Here is a 22,627-nt window from a genome sequence, read left to right on the forward strand (position 1 = left end):
TAAGCAAATATAATGTAATTACTAGTGTTTTATAAAGTAAAGAGAATAAATATGATGTTAGTAAAAAAGATTATTAAATCTACTGTATTCTGTGGCATAGGCATATTGGTAGGTTAAAACCGTTAGTGAACAAAAGCATAAAAATACCGTTAAAAAGATATTGAGTGCTGATTATATGGATGACCATACTAAGATAAAATTGTTGCAAGATCTAAATGACATTAAAGTTAATAAAAGATTACCATCAACACAGATCGCTACAGACAAACTAAAGAAAAACATAAAAATGATTACAACACAATCAGCATCCCTAGTTAAAAAACTTAATAAAAATAGTCATTGAAAGCTTTAACTAAGCGGTTTGGTTATAATTATCTGTATATCTTTAATGTGCAAAAAGTAATTCGAATTTTAACGATTTATCGTGAGTGGTTATTATCGCAATCAAATTTAGATTTTGATGAATTGTATCATTATAGTCAAGAAATAGAAAATATAGAATATTGTAACAATATAAAAGAATATTTAAATCTGCATCCCGAACTGTATCCTGATGCGGATGTCTTAGTCGAATTTTTTGGTGATGATTCAAATGAACAAAATATAAATTTAGATAATTAAAAAATAGTATCAACTTTTTGTTTAATTTGGTACAATTCTTGTTAGAGAGTGAATCACCCTTTTTCTGGACTTTTATATTGTGGGGAGAATGCTAATAGATAGTATTAGTTAAAAAGTTGAGTGAGATATTTGAAAAAGAACAAGTAGATATTAGATGACAAAAAGACAGTAAGCATGTTTCTAGCTTACTGTCTTTTTTTGTTTTGAATTTATTTTAAATTATTCGTCAATTCCAGGAGCTTGATTAATCTCAGCTGTCATCATCCAAATTCTCTTTTCGAGGTCATTGTGGCAAGTAGTTAAGATATCACTTGAACTGTAGTCTCCTTCTTCATCTGCGGCTTTAATTCCCTTTTCGTAAAGGTGTTCCAAGTGATGATAGCCATCAACAATAGTCGCAAAACGTTCTGTAGTAGGTGTGCCCCATTTGCCAGGGTGAGCTTCAATTGTAGAATGATCTACCATTTCTGCCAAGCTTGAGTATGGAGAACCATCAATGGTGATTAATCTTTCAGCGATTAAGTCACGTTGGTCGTCTAATTCTTCCATTACTTCATCTAAGTATGGGTGTAAGTTCAAAAATTCTGGTCCACGCATGTACCAGTGTTGTTGACGTACTACCATTTGTAATTGACTAAGGTCAGCAATTGCTTGATTTAAAATTTCTTTAGTCTTTTGATATTTCATAAAAATCCTCCTTAGGATTTAAAACATACAACGTTGCTTATATTCCCATGGTAGCGAATACAGATAAATTAGTAAACTGATATGCTTTATAAATTTAATTCAAAAGCAATTCTTTCGGGATCGATCGGATCATCTACTTTTATCGTTCCTCTGATAGTAAAGCCGTTACTTTTAGCTAAATGCTGCATAACTGCATTTTTCTTAAAAGTATCAATCCTAAAGTTAGATATATTGTTTGTCACTTGTAATGAAATTAAATTAGAGAAAAAGTAATTTGCTAGATGCATCCCGCGATATTGGCTGCTAATAGCCATTCGGTGGATGGTTGCGTATTCATCTTGATCATTATGCCATTGACCATCTATTACTTGATAAGTGGGTTCAATTCTAGCAATCACAGCTGCATAACCTGCTATCTGGTGATCAACAACTAAAACCCACCCAACATTATTTTCTATGTCTTGAGTGATAGTTTGCTTATTAGGATATCCGCTTTGCCACTGCGTGCTACCAGCTTTCTTTAAAAATGCCTTAGCGTCATCGATGATTGGCATAATACTATCAATATCATTTATATTAGCTTTTCTGGAGTAAATAAGTGTCATATCTTTTCTTCCCCCTTTTTGCATATATTTTTAACAAACTATACAAAAATAAAATATGAAAGGCAAATTCACTACATAATCTCAAATCTGTCCATTATCTAAATCTGACATTTTGCCGTGAATGTGCTTAACTGCCTAACCCCTTTACCATATGATGTTTACATCAAATTCTATACAGCATGTATAAGAGTAAACAATCTAATAAAAAATTAGGTAAACATTATATGAATAAAATTGATGAATTAGTAAACCATGTGAAAAAGGCAGATGCCATTATTGTTGGAGCCGGAAGTGGAATGTCTAATGCGGCAGGAATGGCTTTTTGGTATTCTGCTAGTCCTCTATTCATAAAGCATATGAAATACTTTTATGATAAATATCATTTTGAAGGTATCTTCAATGGCTTTTATACTCAATTTAATTCCAAAGAAGAGCATCGGGCTTTTATGCTTGAATCTTTAAAAATGATTCTCAAAATTCCGCCGCAGAAACTAACTTATGAATATCTCAAACAATTAATTGGCGATAAACCAGTGCATTTTGTGACTACTAATCAAGATACGCTTTTTAAAAAGTTCTTTCCGAGGGTGAATTGTTGATACCTAGTAAAATTGCTGCAGCTATTCTCTGATCAAGGTGATATTATTGAACGATTTAGTATTAAAGAATAAGATTGTGAGTTAATAAGCTATGGTAGAAATCAAAAGAAGAAAAACAGATCGTAGAACACTTTATACAATTAGAGTAATTAAAGATGCTTTTATTAAATTAGTTAAAGAAGAATCATATTCTAAAGTTACTATTACTCAAATTTGTCGTGAAGCTGATATTACTCGTTCTACTTTCTATTTACATTTCACATCAATAACTGATGTGTTAAATGCCGTTCTCAATGATGTCCTATTTTTAGTTCAGGAATCAGCTACAGGATTAGATACAGAGGACCACTATTCTTTTGATTATCTTAATAAAAATGAATCCTTAGTACCTGCTTGTCAACGGATCGGAGATTCAGATAAATATCAAAGTCTATTAATGGATCCTGATTTAAGTGAATACATTATTGGTCGGATAGTTGCTCATGAGCGAGGTAAAGTCTTGTCTTTAATTATTAAGAAAACCGGGTTAAGTAAAGAAGATGCCGAAACATTATTTACTTATATTATTCATGGCTCTTTCGCTGTTAATCGTGCCAATCATTTCCAAAAGAATGAAAAATGGGCCCATGATGTGCAAATGTTAAATCGTTTTACTAAAGCTGGATATGAAAAATTAGCTAAGAATGATTAAGTCAAATATATTTATTAAGACTTAAATAAAATAGACCAGTATCCTAATGTTAAGCAAAAAAAGAGACCGTAAAATAGTTTGTGTAAGGATGAATGATTCCTTAAATTAATTTCTTAAACTATTAGAAAAAGGAGTTCCTTTCTCGTATGATTGATTTGAACAAAAAAACACATACAGAAAGAAGAACGCCTTCCCTTCATGAATGATTTTACCAAAAATATGGGACAAGCTCTATTCAATCAAGACATAATTCTTGTTGATGTAATTCTTTTACTAATTGATCACGATCAGTTTCATGATTATTGAGCTTAGCGCCCGTAATTTGCTTAGTAAATGAATCAATTCGGCGATTACTATCACGTAAATCATAGTAAGTAGTCACGACTTGATCGTAGTCCTTTAAATCTTTAACATCAAAATCTTTTGGATATGAATCTTCAAAACATATGAATTTAAGTGGCAAACGTGGCTTTAATTGTGGCTCTTGATCGGGCACGCCAACTTGCATCCCTAAAACAGGAAAAGTTAACTTAGGTAGATCAAGAGTTTTTAGCATTTGCAAAGGATGATCATTGATTGTACCAAGAGGCACATAACCTAAATCCATGCTTTCAACGGCATTAGCCACATTTTGAAAAGCAAGCAATGTATCTTCCATTGCTTGGAAGAAAATATCGGTTGTATGTACTCTACCGTCATCTTTGTTTAGTTGCTTTCTAATTTGCTGATTGCGGTAAAGATCGACAATAAAAATAAATAGGTCTCCTTCAGCACCAACATATTTTTGACCGCAAAGTTTCTGGATCTTTTGTTTTTTGGCTTCATCGGTGATGTGCAGTAGGGATGTGTTTTGCATGAACATGCTAGTAGCTGTGCGGCTGAAGACAGTGTATAAAGTTTCTAGTTGTTCATGATTTAAGGTGATATCCTTAAATTTTCGAATAGACTTGTGATTGAGTTGAGTATCAATGGTGGAGTTATGAATCATAATTAAGCTTCTTTCTAACTAATTGTAAGTCTACTATATTGTAACAAAAGACAAAGAAAAACGAGCAAGACTTTCATTATTATTAATGATTATCGTTACTCGTTTTTTTGCAGTTATGGAATTATATAATATGTTGGTTAATTAAAGATTTTCTTTAAAGAATTCATCAAATTTATCAAATGGGATTTTATCCATTTGGTCATATAAGTCAACGTGAGTTGCATTAGGCACAATGACCAGTTCTTTTGGATCCTTTAATCGGTTATAAGCTTCTTCAGCCATGTAACGTGAGTGGGCTTTTTCACCAGTTACGATTAACTTAGGTTACTTGATAGTTTCAATTCTTTGCTGTAGTGGGAAGTTGTAGTAGCCCCATGGAGTAAGAGCATCCCAAGCACCATTTGAGTTAACTGAACGTGGGTGAAATGCACGGCCAACATAGTAGTCAAAGAATCGCAATTGCTAGAGCATTTTTACGCAATCCTAAGATTTTAATGTTAGACGAAGCTACAGTTAGCTTGGATTCTGAATCAGAAGCAATGGTCCAAAAGGCGCTGAGTGGATTAATGAAAAATCGGATGACTTTGGTCATAGCACACCGGTTAAGCACGATTGTTGATGCAGATCGTATCTACTTTATCGATCATGGCACTGTTTCGGGATATGGTAAGCATGATGATTTAATCAAATCTACCCCACTCTATGCGGAATATGTTAAAAATCAATTTAAGAAATAAATAAAAGCAATCAAATCTCTTTTTTAAGTGAGACTTGATTATTTTTTTATCTTTAATTATGTTTACGCTTCTTAAACCCAAGACCAGACAATATACCAGTGCCTAAGCTTAAAAGAATTCCAGCAATTAAATTAGTATTTCTGTTCTCTGAATTACCAGTTTGTGGCAATTCAATTTTGGTATTAGTTGCTATAATTTTATTCTTTTCAGGCGTATTAATTGCTGAATTTACCTTGTAATGCTTTTTAGGTGCAGTAGGTTGCTTTTCAGATTTTGGCTGAATAGTCTTACGGGTAGATTTTTCGTTATTGGACTTACCTTTTGGTTTTGATTCAGCATCTGGCTTAACTGTTATGTCAGAATCTTCGGTGTTTAATTCGGGTTTTGGTGGAATAGTTTCATCAGGCTCATCTGTGTCAGGAGTATCTGGCACTTCAGGAACATTCGGTTCTTCTGGAATCTTAAATTCTGGCTTGCCCGTAGTAATGGGATTGCCACTTACACCAATGTGGAATTTCGGTTTGTCGGTAGTGATAGGATCGCCGCTGATGCCAATCGGAAATTCAGGTTTATCAGTAGTAGAAGGCGTACCACTTTGGCTTATTCTTTGCTTTTTCGTCCTGTCTTGGTTCTTACGTTGTTGTAGTAATCGATGTATTTGTGAATAGCTTTCTCAAGCTCATTTAAGTCCTTGTATTTATGTTCTTGGCCTTAGAACATCTCCCGCTTAAGAATGCCGAAAAAGCCTTCTATTAAACCGTCATCGAGAGAATTACCCAACCTGGACATACTCTGATCGATCCCTCTGTTAGCCAGAGCAGCTCGATATGCTTGGTGCTGATATTGCCAGCCACGGTCTGAGTGGAAAATAAGCCCGTTAAGAGCCGGGTGCTTCTCAAATGCGTCATTTAGCATAGTCATCACTTGCTTAAGGTCTGGGTGCCTAGAAATGTTGTAGGAGATGATTTCTTGGGTACAACCATCGATAATTGGAGAAAGGTAGAGCTTTTGATCTCTAAGATAGAATTCAGTCACGTCGGTAAACCAATGTCTGTTGGGAATAATTGCGTAGAAATTGCGCTTGATTAAGTCTGGCTTGATTTTGCCTTGAACGCCGTAATAGCTGCTGTATTTGCATTTCTTGCGGATTGAGATAGCAAATAAGCCCATCTTTTGCATGAGCCTCTGCACCTTCTTATGGTTGACCTCATAGTCTTCCCGGCGAAGCTGTCCGTAGATTCGCCGGTACCCATAGCGCTGGCTGTGTTCTAGAAAGATCTCTTTGATTCTATCCATCAGCTTCTGGTTACCAGAATCCTTATCAAGCTTATGGGTTTGGTAGTAGTAGTTACTTCTTGAGATATGAGGCAATCCAGGGTTGGCATTGATAACGTCGATAATGTACTTAACGCTAAGCCGCAATTCTTGCCTTAATTTATTGATTGCACGAGCTAATTCTTCTTTTCTTAGCTCTTACGTTTTTGAATTAAGGCCTCCAATTTTTTTATGTATGCAAGCTCGACTGTAAGCCTCTTTACCTGCTCTTCCAGTTCTTTGATCCACTGTTTGTCCTTGCTTTTGGGCATTCTTGGGTTGATCTACCTTTCTTCTTGGTAATGACAGTATACCCGTTTTCTTTAAAAGAGCGAAGCCAATTTGCAAGAATGCCTGTATTTGTAAGTCCTAAGTCTAGAGAAACCTGTCTAAGTGCTTCACCGCCTAGCAGAACTCTATCAATGGCAGCAAGCTTGAAATCAGCAGTATATTTCTGTTGAGGGCGATCCAGAATATCTTCACCATGTTTTTGAATCAAGCCCACCAAATACTGGATTCCTCCACGCCCCATCCCATATTTCCGGCTAAGGTAGGTGCCTCTTCTGTAATCATTTACCCATTCGTGGTAGATAGCAAGTTTGATTTCTTTAGTGTATTTAGTCATGAAAATAACCCCCGAAATTAGAACACTAATTTCGGGGGTCATATCATTTAAGGGGCTTTTTTATCTATAAAATAAAGTTTAGAAAAGTCTCTATCGTGCCACTTTCATACATGATGTATAGTCCAAGTGGAATGAATACTAAGGGCACAATGATTCGCTCGTATTTTTCAATTGTCTCGGATATTAACGGAATAGAGGATAGCACCCGACTAAGCTCGCAAAAGATAATTACGCCGATTGCAAACACAAGCAACGCCACGAGGGTCTGTGCCCAATCTAACGAAGCAAAATAAGGTGTATAGATACCTAAATTATCTCCGCCAGACGCAATTGTCAGCAATGTAACTGTCCAAAACAGTTGAGTTGCCTTACTTTGTTCTAATCTTTCAATAATTTCTTCCTCTTCTTCTTCCTCACCTTCTCCAACAATTGCAAAGCGAATCCCTAAATAGATAGGGATTAAACCAAGCAATCCAACCATCCATGCTTCAGGCACGAAATTGACGACATAAGCAGCAACCAAACTCACCCCTACAAGTAAGCCCGTGCCTAGATATTGCCCCGCATAAATATGCCATTTCTGTTTATTCTGTGATAGCTGTGCAAATAAAATAATCAAAACAATTAAATAATCTATACTGGTGGAAATATAAACACCAATAGCAGATATGATTGTCTGTCCCATAAAAAACCTCCTGTATTAGTCAGTAATAAATCAGCAGATTTTAGGGGAGCACAGACACATTAATTTAGCTATCGCTAGTGGGTAATGCCGGACGTAAGAAAGCATTTTATCCTCCTCAAAACGTAGTTACAAAATAGTTTCTAACTGGAATTCGGTGATTACTTCCAAGTAAAGTATAACCCACTATACTTTGCAAGGTAAAGTGTGGGCTCTACGAGGTAGTAGCGTTCTCCCTTCCTACTGGGAGAACTGCTATTTTTCTGCGCCTATTATCCGGTTAGAAAAACCTCCGACGGGCTATTGCATAGCGAGCGCATCTCATGCAGAACTCTACCCGAGCGGGGCAAGCTAGTGTTAGCTTAATCACAAAAAAATGAATTCAACTATTAGAATGCATTTTTTTCAATCGATCTTCAGCAATAGGCTGAAGAATATAAGGGAAAGCAGGGTCACTCATATCAACAATAACCTTATCTAACGTTTTCATAATCATTTCTCCGAACCTCTAAGATTTTGCTGTTTCTGCCAATTTGACTTGAAATACAAGCTCCGCAACTACTTTGATGAAAACAATGAAGAGGACATCTTCGACTATATTCCGCCACAAAAGACCAACCAAATCTTCACGCCTAAAAAAGTAGTAAAACACATGGTTGATGACTTAGAAAAGGAAAATCCTAACGTCTTTGATGATCCTAATGCTACATTTGCTGATTTATACATGAAATCTGGTTTGTATATCACTGAAATTGTTAAAAGATTGTACGCAAACCCTGTCATGAAGCAGTTTTACCCTGATGATCGTGAACGGATTCTTCATATTATTAATCACCAAGTATACGGCTTAGCTCCAACACGAATCATTTATTTAATTGCCACAAATTATATTTTGGGATTCGATAATTCGATCAAAGGTGCACTTGATACAAGCCATTTTAAACAAGCTGATGCAGCAGAAGCTGCTAAAAATGGTAAGCTGCAAGAATTAATTGATAAAGAATTCGGCTTAGAATAAATTAATGACGAAGACTATTACTTAAAAAGAGGAGAAAGACCAAACTACCAGCTGGTCTTTCTCCTCTTTTTGTCATCACTTAATTACACGTTTTTTATCTTTTTACCAGTCAATCCCATCGCATTAATTGCCACGATAATTGACGACATCGCCATGGCCATAGCACCAACGGCTGGGTCTAGAGTGATTCCCATAAATGACAACACACCGGCAGCGAGTGGAATTGCGACAATATTGTAGCCTGCTCCCCACCAGAGATTTTGAACCATTTTCCGATTTGTGATTTTAGCCAAATCAAGAAAATGTAAAATATCGCTGGGTTCTGATTTAACCAACACAACATCAGCGGAATCAATGGCAACATCGGTTCCGGCACCAATTGCAATTCCAATATCGGCCGCGGAAAGACTTGGTGCGTCATTTACGCCGTCACCAACCATGATGACGTGATTGCCCTTTGCTTGATAATCAGCAATAATCTTTTGCTTATCATTTGGTAATAGGCCTGCATGGAATTCAGTCAATCCTAGTAAGTTAGCAACGTGTTCCGCGGTTTTTGGATTATCGCCAGTGAGCATTACGGGGGTAATTCCTCGCCTCTGAAGACCACTAATTAATTCCTTAGCACTCGCTTTGAAGTAGTTATCAAGAGATTCCTGACTATCGGGCAAGCACATGCCAAAGGCTGCTTAAAAATGAGATTGACAGACATCCTGCCTGGTTTAAATCGATCACGTTTGACAATGGCTCTGAGTTTGCGGATATGATCAAGATCAAAGGCTGCCAGATCTACTTCGCCCACCCATATTCTCCATGGGAAAGGGGCACAAATGAGAACCGCAATGGTCTTTTGCGTCAATTCTTCCCTAAGGGCAAGAGTATGAAAGACAAAACAAAGGCTTATGTTGAACAGGCAACCAATGCCATTAACCACAAACACCGCCGAATCCTCCAATATCAGACAGCAGAAGAACTCTTCAAGCAATACATTTCTTCATAGCCTAACTGTTGCACTTAATTTGACAATTCAGGCTTGGATTTAAAGTAAATTGTTGGTGAATTGTACCGGCATTATCATCAGTAAATGTGTTAGTGATGATGCATTTATCTTCATCATTAGCGATCGTAGTTGTACCACCAGACTGAATATTTTGTCCATCAGTACCAATACCATAAGTTCCTTTAGGAATTACAATTTGATATTGATCGCCCTTTTTTGGATTAGAAACGTTGAAATCAACAGCAATTGCTGTGGTATCACCAGTCGCACCTATTGTATTGCGACTAATTGATAATGTAGCACCGCCATTTCCGAAAGTTACTGATTTAGCGGTTGACTCAGTTTTTGATTCTAATAATTGTTTAGTTGCATCTACTGATGATGCCTTTGAAGTAGTGATCGTTTCTTGTTTAGGATCTTTTTCTACATTAATCTTGGCAGTATCATTTTGGCTAATTTGTGTTGGTTGAGTAGTAGTCTCTTCCTTGTCAGTAGTTTGTGTAACCTGTTCTGCTTCTGTATTATTTGTTTCTTTTTTAATAATTTGATTATCGTATGTAAGAGTATTATCTAATGTCTTATCAGAACTGTGACTGTCAGTATTTACATCTAAATTATCTGTTGAAGTTTGAGAGCTTGTTTCTTTAACAGTTACTTGAGTAGCATTATTGTCTACAGCAGCTGAAACTGTTTCAGTTTTAATCCCTATGAAAAACGCACCAATAATTGCGGAAACCAACGCACCCGATGCTAATTTTCTAAAGCTGTAGTGTTGTTCAATTTCTTGGTTTAAGTGTAAGTTCTTCTTTTTCAGCCTCATTGTTATCAATCCCTTAATACAAATAAAACATCATTTATTTTTTGATGATGGTATTAAAAAAGAGAACCTCGTTTTCGAAGTTCTCTTTTAACTTATTTCAAAATAATGTCGGTTGGCTTAATATCCTTTCCAAAGTATGGTGCAAGTTCTGTTTGATAATCTTTTACAAAGAAGCCTTCCTGAGTTAACTTAGTTATTTCTTGATTGGTCCATTTTAATAATGAGCGATTGCCCTTCTTTACAGCTGGAGACACATACTGGCGTGCCCCAATACTTTTAATGCCGACTACATACTTCGGATTTTTCTTAACCCAAGCATAAAGATATGAATTATCATCAGCTAAGGCTGCACCACGGCCATTTTTTAGCGCGTTGAACTGCTGCGTCTTAGAGTCAAATTTTAATAAGTTAACACCAGATTGTTTAGCAAAATAGTTTTCGGCTGTCGTACCCTTAGTGACAATCAATTTTTTACCCTTTAATTCTTGGGCACTTTTGATTGGCGCGTTTTTAGGCGAAATTACACCCACTGACACCTTCATATAAGGCTTGGCAAAATCAACTACATCCTTACGTTCAGGCGTTACTGTAAAGTTAGCTAAAACTATATCCGCTTTGTTTGAATTCAAAGTATCTACACGATTATTGGCATTTACTTGAATAAAACGAATTTTAACGTTTAAATCTTTAGCTATTCTACGCGCTAAGTAAACATCATACCCTACTCTTTTGCCTTGGTCATTTACCCAACCGTATGGTGGTAAGTCTCCAAAAACTGCAACTCTGATATAACCACGGCGTTTAATTTCTGAAATGCCGTTTTCATTGCTCCAACGGCTGCCAGCAGTACCGCTATTTAAATTAGGTTGTGTGAAGCCAAAATAAGCAGCACTCACTACCACTATCAGAGCAAAGATGCCCATAATAATATTAAAAATATTTTTCTTTTTCATTGGCTTTATCCTTAATAATCCATACTGTCTAGGAAATCTTTTGCTCTTTGCGTTTGAGGATGATTAAAGAATTCTTTTCCTGGTGTATCTTCTAAAATATGGCCATCTTCCAAAAAGAGTACTTCATCTGCAATTCGGGAAGCAAAATTCATTTGGTGAGTAACGATAATCATTGTCATGTGATCACGTTTAGAAAGGCGCTCAACGATTTCCTCAATTCCGCGTACCATTTCGGGATCGAGGGATGCGGTGATTTCATCCAAAAGCATGATTTCAGGTTTTATTGCCAATGCACGAACTATGGCTACTCGTTGTTTTTGACCACCTGATAATTCTCTAGGATAAGCATTTAGATATTGCTCTAATCCAACTTGCTTTAGTAATTTAATTGCTTCTTCTTTAACTTCATTTTCATCACGTTTTTGTACCTTTACTGGAGCAAGTAAGACGTTTTCTATCACGGTTAGATTTGGAAAGAGATCGTAACTTTGGAAAACCATACCAATTTTTTGTCGCAAGATTTGCCATTCTTTAGGACTAGGATCAATCTTCTTCTCGTGGAAATAGATTGATCCATTTTTATAATCTTCTAATCCATTCAAAGTTCTAAGTAAGGTACTTTTACCAGAACCAGATGGTCCAAGTAATGTTAATACTTCACCCTTTTTCAGTGAAAAATTAATGTTATGTAAAACTTGTCGTTCATCATAAAACTTATTTAAATGCTCAACTTTTAAAATTTCTTCAGTCATAATGGTCACCTATTTTCTTTCATTAGTTAATTTCTTAGCCCAAGCTGATAATGGGTAATCGAGAACGAAATATAAAATAAAGATCAAACCGTAAACCCAGAAAACACCAGTTGGATATTGTTGGTTATTTGCTTCGATAATTTGCTGGGCAACATTGATTACTTCCATAATGCTGATAACCAGTAAAAGTGAAGTTGTCTTAATTACTCTCGTTGCTAAATTAATCGTAGCGGGTAGTTCAAGTTTAATTGCCTGAGGAAGCAGAACATATCTAAACAGCTGAATTTTACTTAAGCCTAGTGCTAAACCAGATTCTCGTTGACTCTTAGGAACTGATTCAATTGCTCCGCGAACAATATCGCTAAATTCGGCAGCTACCCATAGTGAAAATGCTAAAACTGCCATCCAGGTTGCTGGCCAATTAACATGAAAAGTTCGCGGCAAAATATAGTAAACCAGGTAAAGTAAAACGATCGTAGGTACTATTCGAAAGAATTCTAGATAAACTCGCAGAATAAAACGAATGAATTTATTAGATAAAGTTCGCAGAATACCGAAAATAATACCAATTGCTAAACCGATTATTAATGAAATAGCTGCGATCCAAATTGAGGTCCAAAGACCAGCCATTAAACGGGCGAAGTTACTTCCTTCAAATAAAACATTAATTCCCGAATGCACCATAACGAACTCTCCTTTCAAGCCAAGTTAATAAAAGAATTACTGGGATCAAGATAATTGCGTATGCAATAACCAGCATTAATAAATATTCATTAGAACGGTAATACATTCCAATTAAATCTAAGGCCGTGTTGGTTAATTCAGGAATCGCAATTACTGAGAAAATTGATGTTTCTTTAATTAAAAAGATAATATTAGCTGTTAAGGCAGGCATGCTTAAGGCAAAGCCTTGCGGAAAAACAACATAGCGAGCTAATTGAAAACGACTCATCCCCAATGCTTTTCCGCTATTAATTTGACTCGTAGAAATTCCATTAAAGCCACCGGTAAATCCCTCAGCCATGTATGCTCCACCTAAGAAAATTAAACCGATAATGCCGCAAACTTCTGCGGACATTTTTATTCCGATAACTGGAAAAGCGTAGTACAGGAAAAATAATTGAATTAAAAGTGGTGTGTTTCGTGCTAGTTCAACATATGCTGTCATGACTTGACTGAGTACTGGTACTTTAAAATATTGCGTTAGGCTAGCAATTATTCCAACAATAATTGAACCTATTATTCCAATTAGCGATAGCCAAATTGTGAGTCCAAATGCATGGACAAATACTGGCAACGCTTGTTGTATGATTGACCAATTCATAAGATCTTACCCTCCCAAAGACCAAACAAAAAAGGATCCACGAACCAATTCAGTTCGTAGATCCTTAAAATAGCTAAATTAAAAAACAAGTTAACTATAAATATATCGAAGTACGTCATGCTGAATTAGCGTATGCAAAAAAGTATTGTCTTTTGGACAACATACACAGTTATGACATATAGCTTGTAAATTCAACATGTTGGTACTCCTTTCTTACTTTTAGTAACTTCCATTGACTATTAGTGTAAACTCATGCTTATTTATTGTCAATTGATTTTTTAAATAATAGTTGGATTTGTCTCAATTTTCTTTTTAAGACTCCTCGTTTTTCGAGTAAAATAAATTTACGGGATAAAGTTTCTGGTGTAGTTCCTAAATAAAGTGCTAAATCTTTCATTTTTAATGGTAGTATAAATGATTTATGTCCTACTTTTTTGGCATAAGTCTGCAAATAATTAAGTAGTCTATCCTCTACTTTAGGAAGACTTAATAATTGTATTTGTTTCTGCAAGGCACGTACTTTAATGATGTTTTGTTCTAGGAGCTTTATGCTTAATTCCGGTTGTTTTTTCATCAAAGCTAAAAAGTCATTGCGATTCAGTAAACAAATTTCACTATCTTCTGTGGCTTCAACGTAGGTATTGGTATTAGCCTCACCAAATAACCAATTTTCACCAGCATAATCTCCAGTTTTCAAGACTTGAATAACATTCTCATGTCCCTCTTTGTTCAAGGTATAAAGACGAGCGCTACCATGAGCAAGAATTATTAAATTACTATTTGAAGTGGGATCCAAGACTAACTCATTTTTTCGATAATTTTGGTGATGAACTAGCTCTTCTATTTGCATTTGCTCATCTATAGGCAATGCATTAAATAGTGGGACTAACTGAACACATAACTCTGCCATTTAAAGACTTCCTTTATTTAAAAATCGTCATCATCATCGTCTTCTTCAGTATACAATCCTTCACGCAAATCGTGATTCAAAAAGTTTTGTGATTGGCGAATTTGTTCTTTAATCCATGATAATAATTCTATTAAGTTCACACTTAATTCTGGCCAATTTTCATTTTGGGCTAGAGTAATAGCCTTAGTAATAAAAAGAATTTGCGTATCAAAGTCTTTTACTAATGTAAATAATTGATCGTTACCCTTTTCGTATTTTGTAGCTCCATTTTCTTCGAGCATAGTATATTCTTTAAATTGGTCGGTGGTTGTAGGAATACTTTCGCCATTATTTACCAAAATTTGGTTTAATTTGTTGAACTCTGTTTGTTCGTATTCAATCCATTTAGGAGCATATTGACATAAAAATAAACTAGCATTACCTTTGGTAAAGAATTTAGCTTGGCTAATTTTTAAGGAGTGAATTAATAAGTTAGCAATGATATGACCAACCATTGCTCCGACCGTGGGAGTGTGATGGTCTATTTCACTTTGCTTTAGTTCTGATTGGTATGCTTCTTCTGAATTCATTTAATTAATCTCCTTTTCTTTAATGTCCATAACTTCATAACCCATTTTTTCGATAGCATTCTTCACATCATCTGTGTTGGTCTTGTTTGAATCCATTACAAACTTTAATTTGCCAGCGTTGAACAAAACCTTAATTTGATCAGTGCCATTAACGTTTTCAACAGCTTTTTCAATTTTGGTTAAACAAGATGGACAAGTCATGCCACCTAACTTCATCATTACTTTTTGCATAAATATCTTCCTTTCATCATTACATATTAAATTCTAAATCTTTTTTCTTCTTAGAAACTTGACGGTCATCAAGTTTTTAATAATTTTTAATTAAGCGCATCCCATTTAAGATAACGACTAAAATACTAAATTCATGGATAAACATGCCACTAGCCATTTCAACATAACCCGCAAACAATCCAACGAACAATAGCAGTACGGTTAATAATGCAATTGCAATGTTTTCATTCATGTTCAAGACAGTTCGCTTAGAAATTGCTAAGGCATAGTCAATTTTACGTAAGTCATTTTTCACCAAAACAATATCTGCCACGTCAATTGCTACATCGGTACCACTACCGATAGCAATAGCAACGTCAGCATTAGCTAGAGCAGGGCTATCATTGACTCCGTCACCAATAAAAGCTATATGATGACCATTTGCTTGTTCGTTTTTAACAAATTGCGCTTTATCTGCAGGTAACATTTGTCCATGTACTTCATCAATTGGCAACTCTGCCGCAATTTGTTTTGCTGTTTCTTGATTATCGCCTGAGAGCATCACTAGTTTTTTAATCCCAAGTTGTTTTAATTTAAGCAATGCAGCTTTAGATTCTGGTCGAAGTCGGTCCTTAATGCCAAAGACTGCTAACATACTTTGATCAGTGTTAGAAAAAATGACAATAGAGTTACCTAAATTGCTTAATTTATTAACTACTTTAGTTAGTTTTGCATTAACAAAAGTATGCTCTTCAATTAATGCTAAATTACCTAAATAGTATTTATCGTTTTCTAAAGTAGCAGAAATTCCTTTTCCTTTAATTGTATTAGTAGTAATATGATCTATCTTTTCATCAGCTAATTTAGCAATTGCTTTTGCTAATGGGTGGATACTTCGAGCTTCAATACTTACAGCTAAATTAATAATTTCTCTTCTATCACCATTTAGAATATGAATTTCATGTTTTCCTCCTATTCCAGCTTAAGCCCAGCGCTTTCAACGGCCTTTTGTAAAACTTGCATTACTTCGTCACTATGGTTGAGCATTTTTTTGCATTTGGACATGTCATGTTTTTATATCATCCGGTTAAATTCTTTAAACTCATCAAACATTCGATGAGGATATACTTTCTTATCAATATGTTGTAGTTTTTCACTGTTATGGTAAATATCAAATGAATCCATGACATTAGCTGGTCCATTAACTACAATTGTTTCATTTTCTCCTTCGATAGTTGAAGTTACAGGTGCTCCTGAATCTTTTGCTGCAATTGATAAAATCACCATAATCCAGTAGCAAAATACCAGATGTATCAACATCACGTTGAATATTGGCTAAATATTCAACTGATTTTGGCATCCCGAAAAGTCCCACTATAAAGTGAATATTATAAATGTTCAGATCCATCAGAGCACCACCACCCTTTTTAGGGTCAAATACTGGTAAAATTTTTCCCTCTTTAAAAGCATTGTAACGGTGAGAATTATTGTGAGTAATTCATGGACACAATTCTAATTAGACCTAGATCAGGCAATTTATCTTTTAATCCTTGATAGTTTGTTAAATATTGATTGGTAATTGCTTCAGCTAGAATTAGATCTTTTTCTAATGCCAACTGTTTTAATTTCTTAAATTCATCGTATTTAACAGTGAATGGCTTTTCACAAATCACATTTTTATTAGCTAATAATGCTTGTTTGACAAATGAGTAGTGCAGAAAGTTAGGTACGGCTACATATACTGTATCAGCATTTGTTTCCCTTAAAGCAGTTGCATAATCAGTATAAATATTTTGAATATTATATTGTTTAGCTAATTCTTTCATAGTAGTTAAATCGTTTTCTGTACCAGCAATTCCAGTTAATTCCACTTTTGACAAATCCTTAGTTATTTGAAGCCAATCTTGTACAATAAAGCCGGCACCAGCAATTAAAAGTTTCATTTTTAGTATGATCAATATTCAAAAATTAAGCAAACAAAAAACTACAGAACCTATCTGCATAAGTCTGTAGTTCTATTATTTTAAAGCATATTATGTTTTTTCATTCTTTCCTCAAAAATGCCGTTAACAAGTTTAGTCATTTTTTGCTTTTGTTCATCACTAGGATCCTTTTCAAAAGCAGCATATAAATCAGGATATTCTTTAGCGATTAATTTACAAGTATTATTAGTTGCATGTTTACGAAAAATAGCAGGAATTTTTTTCAAGTATTCAGGTTTCACTAAAGTAATGATTTTTTCGTTAGTTGTCATTTCTTTCAACTCCTATAATTTAACTAAAGCTATTTTAGCTGAAGAAATTAGCTTTTACAAGCTTACCCAAAGTTAGTTTACATAATTTTAAATATTATTAGTTCTTGTAATCTTCACCATAGATATATCGATGCAACTTTAAATATTGCTCACTTAGTCTTTTTTCATTGGCGTTATCTTTAGGATAGTAATATCTTTTTCCTTCCAAACCTTGAGGCATGTAATTTTGCTTTGCAATCTGATGTGGTTCAGCAAATGGGCTTTTAATCAAACCACCACCGGTAATTTCTTCAGAATGCTTATAATGCATGTCACGTAACCCTCGAGGCATGGGGTGTTGACTAGGATGTTCAGTGTCTTTGTCTAACTTATCCCAAACTTCATCAAAAGAACCAGATTTTGGTGAAATGCACATCAACATAGTGGCAAATATCAAAGGATACTTCGCTTTAGGCATCCCCACCTTTTCCGCCTGATTAGCAGCCGTAACTATTTGAGTAACCTGTTGCGGATTGGCCAAACCAATATAAGTATATGGAATTTCTCTTAACCGGCGGACAACAGATGGCAAGTCTCCATTTTTCAATAAAACTGCTAAATAATAAAGTGCAGCATCTGTATCTGAACCAGCCATAGAGTCTGAATAGGCAGCTAAATAGTCGTAATGTTTAGTTGCCTTTTTGTCATAGATAAAATTCTGTCCTTTAGCAAAGTTTTTAACATCTTGAACAGTTAATTCTTCAGGATTAATTGCATGAACTGTTTCTAATATATTTAACGCAACACGTAGATCACCATCTGCTGCAATAGCTATTAATTTCAATGCATCCGTTTCAATCTGTTCATCTTTCAATTTGAGAACTTCTGTTGTGGCACATTTTAAAACTATCTCAATATCTTGATCGCTTAATGCTTTAAATTCAAAAATCTGACAACGAGAACGTACAGCTGGAACTATTGACATAATCGGATTTTCAGTTGTTGCACCGACAAGCAGAATATGACCATTTTCCAAATATGGCAAAAGAAAATCTTGTAGGTTTTTAGTCATTCGATGAATCTCGTCAATAAGCAAAACAAAGGGCTGATAAGGATAAGTTTTGATAAATTGATCTAATTTAGCTTTATTGTCGATTGAGGCATTAAATTTTGCTAAAGGATAATCAAATTGCTTAGCTATGATTTGGGCTAAACTAGATTTTCCAGTACCTGGTGGTCCCCATAAAATTAGAGAAATATTGACTTTTTGTTCAATAATTCGACGAAGAGGTTTTCCTTTACCAAGTAAATCTTGTTGACCTACCATATCATTCAGTGTTTGCGGTCGCATTTTATCTGCCAGAGGTGTTCTGAAAGACATTATTTCCACCACAATTTAATTAAAGCTTGTGTGCCATCATTACCTAGTTTTTTGTCATCAACTAAAACTTTATATAAATGTTTTGCCTCTTTGGTTGAAGGTAAGTCTAAGTTCATCTTTTCTGCTTCTTCGAGAGCAATACGTAAGTCTTTCAAAAAATGTTTGGCAAAAAAGCCAGGGGTATAGTCACCTTTTAGTATACGTGGACCATAAGATCCTAGACTAAAGTTTTCTGCAGCACCAGATTGTAGTGTTTGACAAACCTGTTCCAAGTTAAGTCCAGCAGCTTTTGCATAAACAAGCATCTCCGTCATACCAGTCATAGTTCCGGCAATCATAATTTGGTTAGCCATCTTAGCATGTTGACCGCTACCGTAGGGACCGAAGTAATTCAATTTACTTGAAAAGGTCATGAAGATATCACGTAATTGATCAAGCTCTTCTTCATGTCCACCAATCATGACTGTTAATGTCCCCTTTTTGGCGCCAATATCACCACCAGAAACAGGTGCATCAAAAATATGAATCCTCTTATCTTCACCAGTTTGACCAATCTTTTGGGCTAAGCTTGGTTTACTAGTGGTCATGTCAATGATGTACTGCCCTGCTTGGGCTGTTTCGAAGATCCCATTTTCTCCAAAATAAATGTTCTCAACATCTTGTGGAAAGCCTACCATCGTGAATAAAACATCTACCTGCTTAGTTAATTCGGCAGGATTGTCTGCCCACTTGGCTCCATTATCCAAGACAGGTTGAGCGTGAGCCTTAGTTCTGTTGTAAACTGTGACGTCATAATTATTCTTTAGCAAATTATTAATAATGCCAGTCCCCATTACGCCAGTACCAATAAATCCAATTTTCATTACTGTATTCTCCTTTAATTTTTATAATAATTAACTAACCAAATAAGGAAATTAATAATAATCGTTAATATCCAAATTGATGATAAAACTGCTCCAATAATAATTAAAACAAAGGCCAATTGCTCATTTCCGTTTTTGGAATATAGAATAACTCCCCAAGCTGAAAAAGCCACACTAGCAATAATTATGATCCATTCAAGAATATGATACGATGTAGAATCTGTCTTCATCTGAACATAATCATCACGTTCATCATCATCGTCAATAGTACCAATATCTTTCATTAGATAGTAATTACCCAAGGTTACCAAAATCAAAATTACTAACCAAACTAAATCTTTGATAGTGTGACCTCGCCCATTAAAAATATCATTATATAAATCAACCATGTCTATAATAGTTATGATCAGAAAGAATACTGTACTTATAGCGTATTTAATTTTTCTCTTTTTATCATTCTTCTTCATTTTCAACAAACTCCTTCAAGCAAAATAAAGTTTCAATATCTGTCCCAAATAATTTAGCCAGTTTATAAGCTAAAACAATGGAAGGCTTATATTTCCCTTTCTCCACTGAAATAATTGTGCGCTCTGTCACGCGCACCTTTTCGGCAACCTCCCGTTGTGTCATTTTATTTTCTTTTCGATATTGTTTAACTAGATTTGGAATTTTGATCACTCCCTAAAACATGAAGCTTACTTCATGTAGTTTACTTCACATTGTAACAATTTTTGCCCAATTTGCAATAAAATAGAAGTAACGAAATGAGGTTTTATGATGAAAAAAATTAATTTAAATGAGCTTTATGACATTATGTATGATAATCTTGATCCCAATGGTTGGTGGCCGGGACGTTCTGATTGGCAGGTAATTTGGTCAACAGTCTTGATCCAAAACACTAACTGGAAAAATGTAGATAATGCTTTAGACTCCTTATATCAAGCGACTGGCTTCTTACCTGCTAACATTTTGGACATGAGTGATGAAAAATTGCAGCAAGTAATTGCCCCCGCTGGTTCTTATACTCGTAAAGCACAAACAATTAAAAACATTGCGCTATACTTTAGAGATCGTTTTAATTATGATCTTGAACTAGCTCAACAGCAGAATAAACAAGACTTGCGTAAAGAAATCTTGGCTATTAAAGGAATTGGACCAGAGACAGCAGACGTAATCTTAATGTATGGTTTGCGTAAAGGTGAATTTGTAGTTGATCAGTATTCGCGTAGACTTTTTGCATGCCTGGGTTGGCGAGATGTCCCACCTTATGAGAAAGCAAAAAAGATCATTGAAGAAAATTTAACTGATTTTACTCTGCGTAATTATCAAAATTTTCATGCAATGATCGATATGTTTGGACAAAAATATAGGTTGCCAAAGCAGTTTAATGAATCATTTTTGAAAGATTATTATTTAATGACACCTAATCAAGGTAAATAATATGCAGACGATTTTTACATACCACTCACCCTTGGGCAAAATATTATTAGCTAGTGATGAACGAGGATTAATTGGCTTGTGGTTTGCAACTAGCAAGTACTATGCAGATATTCTAAACGATGAGGTAAAAGTGGGTTCTGATGAATACATCAAATCTGCTCAAAAGTGGCTTGATCAATACTTTACTGGACAAAAGCCTGATTTTATTTCTCAATTACATTTAATTGGGACTACCTTTCAAAAGGAAGTTTGGCAAACTCTTCTACAGATTCCTTATGGACAAACTTTCACATATAAACAAGTTGCGCAATCGGTCGCAAAAGATCCACATCATTTACTTATTCGCGCAGTAGGCGGTGCTATAGGTAGAAATCATATTTCTCTAATGGTTCCCTGCCATCGTGTAATTGGATCAAATGGCAACCTAACGGGTTATAGTGCAGGAATAGATAAAAAAGTAGAATTATTAAAATTAGAAAACATACTATAATCTAAATTATGTAAAAAAGGGCGAGACATCTTGTCTCGCCTTTTTATTCATCTTCAAATAATTTATGTGAACCATCATTAAGAGAAACTTTTGGAAATTCTGTTTCTTGTGACTTAACTTGATCCTCATCTGCTAATTCAGCTTTCATTAACTCATCTTTTGCTTTGTTAGGGGTACTTTCTAAAAATAAAGTTTTGTTTTCTGTATCCTTTTCAGCTTCACGCTTTTTATGATCTCTTTTATAGAAATAAATAGAGCTTGCAACCATAGCACTTACGGCACCAATACCTGCACAAATCCAACCTAGTTTACATTTCATCATAATATCACCTTTTTCTATAAAAACCATCACTTTTATATTAATAATTATATCTGATACTGTAATTAAACTCATTTTTTATGCTTACGACCGATTATTTCAATTTTATACCGAATAATTTAAAAATACGGTTTTCTCAGGCAATATCTCATATAATTCAAAATAAAAGGAGAAAAAGATGAAATTTAAGCTTTTAATAGAACCTAAAAAAGAAGAATTAGTTCAAGCACAGATACATCAAGAAAATGAATTTACAAATAAGTTAAAGTTATTTGTATTAACCAATGGTAATTCTAATCAAATTGCCGCACATGATGACAAAGATTTAATTGCTTTATCTTTGGATCAAATCGTTTTGATTACGATTATCGACAATAAGATTTGGGCTATTTGCAGCGATAATAAGAAATACCAAATACGAAAACGAATTTATCAGCTAGCAGGTGAGTTACCTAACAACTTTTGGAGAATTAATAAATCAAGTATAGTGAATCGCTATCAAATCAAACGTTTTAAGGGAACTAAATCAGTTGGTGTAAACGTAATTATGAAAAACGGATTAACAGATTATGTTTCAAGAAGATGTTTTTCAAAAATTAGAAAGGAGTTGGATTAACATGAAACGGTTCGTTAAAGATTTTATTTCACGAGGATTAATCGCTGCAGGTTTTGGCCCGCTTATTTTAGTAATAATTTATTATGGTTTTCAATTAACAGAAAATGTAACCAGTCGACCAATGACAGAAGTAAACATCAATATTCTATCGACCCTTTTCATGCTTTCGTTGCTGGCGGA

At 34.8% G+C, this 22,627-nt stretch carries 27 protein-coding genes and 7 pseudogenes; 10 read left to right on the forward strand and 24 right to left on the reverse strand.

What is annotated here, in order from left to right; all coding sequences use genetic code 11:
* Positions 1 to 339: 339 nt before the first annotated feature.
* Positions 340 to 621, forward strand: coding sequence for a hypothetical protein (locus tag JEM49_RS07740; protein WP_201874556.1), 282 nt, complete (start codon positions 340 to 342; stop codon positions 619 to 621).
* 219 nt (positions 622 to 840) lie between these two features.
* On the opposite strand, the gene JEM49_RS07745 is transcribed toward JEM49_RS07740, so the two are convergent.
* Together JEM49_RS07745 and JEM49_RS07750 are read right to left on the reverse strand one after the other, a co-directional pair.
* Positions 841 to 1,308 carry a Dps family protein gene (locus JEM49_RS07745; RefSeq protein ID WP_025006099.1) on the reverse strand — a complete coding sequence of 156 codons (468 nt, stop codon included), beginning with the start codon at positions 1,306 to 1,308 and terminating at the stop codon, positions 841 to 843.
* A gap of 86 nt (positions 1,309 to 1,394) precedes the next feature.
* Positions 1,395 to 1,913 carry a GNAT family N-acetyltransferase gene (locus JEM49_RS07750; protein ID WP_025006098.1) on the reverse strand — a complete coding sequence of 173 codons (519 nt, stop codon included), beginning with the start codon at positions 1,911 to 1,913 and terminating at the stop codon, positions 1,395 to 1,397.
* Positions 1,914 to 2,137: 224 nt separating this feature from the next.
* On the opposite strand from JEM49_RS07750, the gene JEM49_RS07755 reads away from it, so the two are divergent.
* Positions 2,138 to 2,512, forward strand: coding sequence for a hypothetical protein (locus tag JEM49_RS07755; protein WP_242509800.1), 375 nt, complete (start codon positions 2,138 to 2,140; stop codon positions 2,510 to 2,512).
* A gap of 91 nt (positions 2,513 to 2,603) precedes the next feature.
* Positions 2,604 to 3,203: a TetR/AcrR family transcriptional regulator gene (locus JEM49_RS07760; RefSeq protein WP_201874524.1), complete on the forward strand. Its 600-nt coding sequence runs from the start codon at positions 2,604 to 2,606 to the stop codon at positions 3,201 to 3,203.
* Positions 3,204 to 3,438: 235 nt separating this feature from the next.
* On the opposite strand, the gene JEM49_RS07765 is transcribed toward JEM49_RS07760, so the two are convergent.
* Both JEM49_RS07765 and JEM49_RS07770 read right to left on the reverse strand, forming a co-directional pair.
* The gene (locus JEM49_RS07765) at positions 3,439 to 4,191 is read right to left on the reverse strand and encodes an NADPH-dependent oxidoreductase (RefSeq protein ID WP_201874526.1); all 753 of its coding nucleotides are present in this window, start codon (positions 4,189 to 4,191) and stop codon (positions 3,439 to 3,441) included.
* 141 nt (positions 4,192 to 4,332) lie between these two features.
* Entirely contained in the window at positions 4,333 to 4,473 is a 141-nt protein-coding gene (locus JEM49_RS07770; RefSeq protein ID WP_233186984.1) for an alpha/beta hydrolase, read from the reverse strand.
* 164 nt (positions 4,474 to 4,637) lie between these two features.
* Between JEM49_RS07770 and JEM49_RS07775 the strand changes: the two are divergent.
* Positions 4,638 to 4,928 (forward strand): annotated as a pseudogene (locus JEM49_RS07775) (multidrug ABC transporter permease); the annotation flags it as partial.
* 52 nt (positions 4,929 to 4,980) lie between these two features.
* On the opposite strand, the gene JEM49_RS10740 reads toward JEM49_RS07775, so the two are convergent.
* The 3 genes and pseudogenes from JEM49_RS10740 to JEM49_RS07790 form a co-directional block, all read right to left on the reverse strand.
* Positions 4,981 to 5,361 carry an LPXTG cell wall anchor domain-containing protein gene (locus JEM49_RS10740; protein WP_201874528.1) on the reverse strand — a complete coding sequence of 127 codons (381 nt, stop codon included), beginning with the start codon at positions 5,359 to 5,361 and terminating at the stop codon, positions 4,981 to 4,983.
* A gap of 167 nt (positions 5,362 to 5,528) precedes the next feature.
* Positions 5,529 to 6,867 (reverse strand): annotated as a pseudogene (locus JEM49_RS07785) (IS3 family transposase).
* A gap of 64 nt (positions 6,868 to 6,931) precedes the next feature.
* Positions 6,932 to 7,552, reverse strand: coding sequence for a CadD family cadmium resistance transporter (locus tag JEM49_RS07790; RefSeq protein ID WP_035183776.1), 621 nt, complete (start codon positions 7,550 to 7,552; stop codon positions 6,932 to 6,934).
* A 535-nt stretch (positions 7,553 to 8,087) separates the two neighbouring features.
* On the opposite strand from JEM49_RS07790, the gene JEM49_RS07795 reads away from it, so the two are divergent.
* Complete coding sequence (locus JEM49_RS07795; protein WP_201874530.1) at positions 8,088 to 8,567, forward strand: type III restriction endonuclease subunit R; 480 nt, start codon at positions 8,088 to 8,090, stop codon at positions 8,565 to 8,567.
* Positions 8,568 to 8,650: 83 nt separating this feature from the next.
* On the opposite strand, the pseudogene JEM49_RS07800 reads toward JEM49_RS07795, so the two are convergent.
* Positions 8,651 to 9,202, reverse strand: a pseudogene (locus JEM49_RS07800) (HAD-IC family P-type ATPase); the annotation flags it as partial.
* Here JEM49_RS07800 and JEM49_RS07805 point away from each other — a divergent pair.
* Positions 9,191 to 9,567 (forward strand): annotated as a pseudogene (locus JEM49_RS07805) (IS30 family transposase); the annotation flags it as partial. The pseudogenes JEM49_RS07800 and JEM49_RS07805 overlap by 12 nt on opposite strands.
* A 1-nt stretch (position 9,568) precedes the next feature.
* Here the strand turns inward: JEM49_RS07805 and JEM49_RS07810 are convergent.
* The 15 genes and pseudogenes from JEM49_RS07810 to JEM49_RS07880 form a co-directional block, all read right to left on the reverse strand.
* Entirely contained in the window at positions 9,569 to 10,387 is an 819-nt protein-coding gene (locus JEM49_RS07810; protein ID WP_201874538.1) for a YSIRK-type signal peptide-containing protein, read from the reverse strand.
* A 92-nt stretch (positions 10,388 to 10,479) separates the two neighbouring features.
* A complete protein-coding gene (locus JEM49_RS07815; protein ID WP_201874540.1) occupies positions 10,480 to 11,340 on the reverse strand; it encodes a transporter substrate-binding domain-containing protein in 861 nt (286 codons plus the stop codon).
* A gap of 11 nt (positions 11,341 to 11,351) precedes the next feature.
* Entirely contained in the window at positions 11,352 to 12,092 is a 741-nt protein-coding gene (locus JEM49_RS07820) for an amino acid ABC transporter ATP-binding protein (RefSeq protein WP_087176360.1), read from the reverse strand.
* A gap of 9 nt (positions 12,093 to 12,101) precedes the next feature.
* Entirely contained in the window at positions 12,102 to 12,776 is a 675-nt protein-coding gene (locus tag JEM49_RS07825; RefSeq protein WP_087176339.1) for an amino acid ABC transporter permease, read from the reverse strand.
* Positions 12,757 to 13,416 carry an amino acid ABC transporter permease gene (locus tag JEM49_RS07830; protein ID WP_087176338.1) on the reverse strand — a complete coding sequence of 220 codons (660 nt, stop codon included), beginning with the start codon at positions 13,414 to 13,416 and terminating at the stop codon, positions 12,757 to 12,759. Before JEM49_RS07830 ends, JEM49_RS07825 begins: the two co-directional genes overlap by 20 nt.
* Positions 13,417 to 13,672: 256 nt before the next feature.
* On the reverse strand, positions 13,673 to 14,326 hold the full coding sequence (locus JEM49_RS07835) for a Crp/Fnr family transcriptional regulator (protein WP_201874542.1): 654 nt from the start codon (positions 14,324 to 14,326) through the stop codon (positions 13,673 to 13,675).
* A 17-nt stretch (positions 14,327 to 14,343) separates the two neighbouring features.
* A complete protein-coding gene (locus tag JEM49_RS07840; protein ID WP_201874544.1) occupies positions 14,344 to 14,895 on the reverse strand; it encodes a DNA-binding protein in 552 nt (183 codons plus the stop codon).
* A complete protein-coding gene (locus JEM49_RS07845) occupies positions 14,896 to 15,126 on the reverse strand; it encodes a heavy-metal-associated domain-containing protein (protein WP_025006081.1) in 231 nt (76 codons plus the stop codon).
* Between the two features lie 76 nt (positions 15,127 to 15,202).
* Positions 15,203 to 16,063, reverse strand: a pseudogene (locus JEM49_RS07850) (HAD-IC family P-type ATPase); the annotation flags it as partial.
* A 14-nt stretch (positions 16,064 to 16,077) separates the two neighbouring features.
* A pseudogene (locus JEM49_RS07855) lies at positions 16,078 to 17,048 on the reverse strand (Gfo/Idh/MocA family protein).
* Between the two features lie 80 nt (positions 17,049 to 17,128).
* The gene (locus JEM49_RS07860) at positions 17,129 to 17,359 is read right to left on the reverse strand and encodes a hypothetical protein (RefSeq protein WP_087176336.1); all 231 of its coding nucleotides are present in this window, start codon (positions 17,357 to 17,359) and stop codon (positions 17,129 to 17,131) included.
* 97 nt (positions 17,360 to 17,456) lie between these two features.
* Positions 17,457 to 18,719, reverse strand: a complete 1,263-nt coding sequence (locus JEM49_RS07865; protein WP_201874546.1) for a replication-associated recombination protein A — start codon at positions 18,717 to 18,719, stop codon at positions 17,457 to 17,459.
* Positions 18,719 to 19,582 carry an NAD(P)-dependent oxidoreductase gene (locus JEM49_RS07870; protein ID WP_098045833.1) on the reverse strand — a complete coding sequence of 288 codons (864 nt, stop codon included), beginning with the start codon at positions 19,580 to 19,582 and terminating at the stop codon, positions 18,719 to 18,721. Before JEM49_RS07870 ends, JEM49_RS07865 begins: the two co-directional genes overlap by 1 nt.
* A 14-nt stretch (positions 19,583 to 19,596) precedes the next feature.
* The gene (locus JEM49_RS07875; RefSeq protein WP_201874548.1) at positions 19,597 to 20,049 is read right to left on the reverse strand and encodes a hypothetical protein; all 453 of its coding nucleotides are present in this window, start codon (positions 20,047 to 20,049) and stop codon (positions 19,597 to 19,599) included.
* A complete protein-coding gene (locus tag JEM49_RS07880) occupies positions 20,036 to 20,251 on the reverse strand; it encodes a helix-turn-helix transcriptional regulator (protein ID WP_025006076.1) in 216 nt (71 codons plus the stop codon). Before JEM49_RS07880 ends, JEM49_RS07875 begins: the two co-directional genes overlap by 14 nt.
* A 108-nt stretch (positions 20,252 to 20,359) precedes the next feature.
* Here JEM49_RS07880 and JEM49_RS07885 point away from each other — a divergent pair, with 108 nt between their 5' ends.
* Both JEM49_RS07885 and JEM49_RS07890 read left to right on the forward strand, forming a co-directional pair.
* A complete protein-coding gene (locus tag JEM49_RS07885; protein ID WP_201874550.1) occupies positions 20,360 to 21,022 on the forward strand; it encodes an endonuclease III domain-containing protein in 663 nt (220 codons plus the stop codon).
* 1 nt (position 21,023) lies between these two features.
* Positions 21,024 to 21,512 carry a methylated-DNA--[protein]-cysteine S-methyltransferase gene (locus JEM49_RS07890; RefSeq protein ID WP_191451011.1) on the forward strand — a complete coding sequence of 163 codons (489 nt, stop codon included), beginning with the start codon at positions 21,024 to 21,026 and terminating at the stop codon, positions 21,510 to 21,512.
* Between the two features lie 43 nt (positions 21,513 to 21,555).
* On the opposite strand, the gene JEM49_RS07895 is transcribed toward JEM49_RS07890, so the two are convergent.
* Positions 21,556 to 21,906 (reverse strand): hypothetical protein, encoded by a 351-nt coding sequence (locus tag JEM49_RS07895; protein WP_242509801.1) that lies wholly within the window; start codon positions 21,904 to 21,906, stop codon positions 21,556 to 21,558.
* A gap of 103 nt (positions 21,907 to 22,009) precedes the next feature.
* Here JEM49_RS07895 and JEM49_RS07900 point away from each other — a divergent pair, with 103 nt between their 5' ends.
* Together JEM49_RS07900 and JEM49_RS10810 are read left to right on the forward strand one after the other, a co-directional pair.
* Entirely contained in the window at positions 22,010 to 22,447 is a 438-nt protein-coding gene (locus tag JEM49_RS07900; RefSeq protein WP_201874552.1) for a LytTR family DNA-binding domain-containing protein, read from the forward strand.
* A 1-nt stretch (position 22,448) separates the two neighbouring features.
* Positions 22,449 to 22,627, forward strand: a pseudogene (locus JEM49_RS10810) (DUF3021 domain-containing protein); the annotation flags it as partial.

It is taken from the genome of Lactobacillus sp. A27 (assembly GCF_016742815.1).
GTDB classification, from domain to species: domain Bacteria; phylum Bacillota; class Bacilli; order Lactobacillales; family Lactobacillaceae; genus Lactobacillus; species Lactobacillus gallinarum.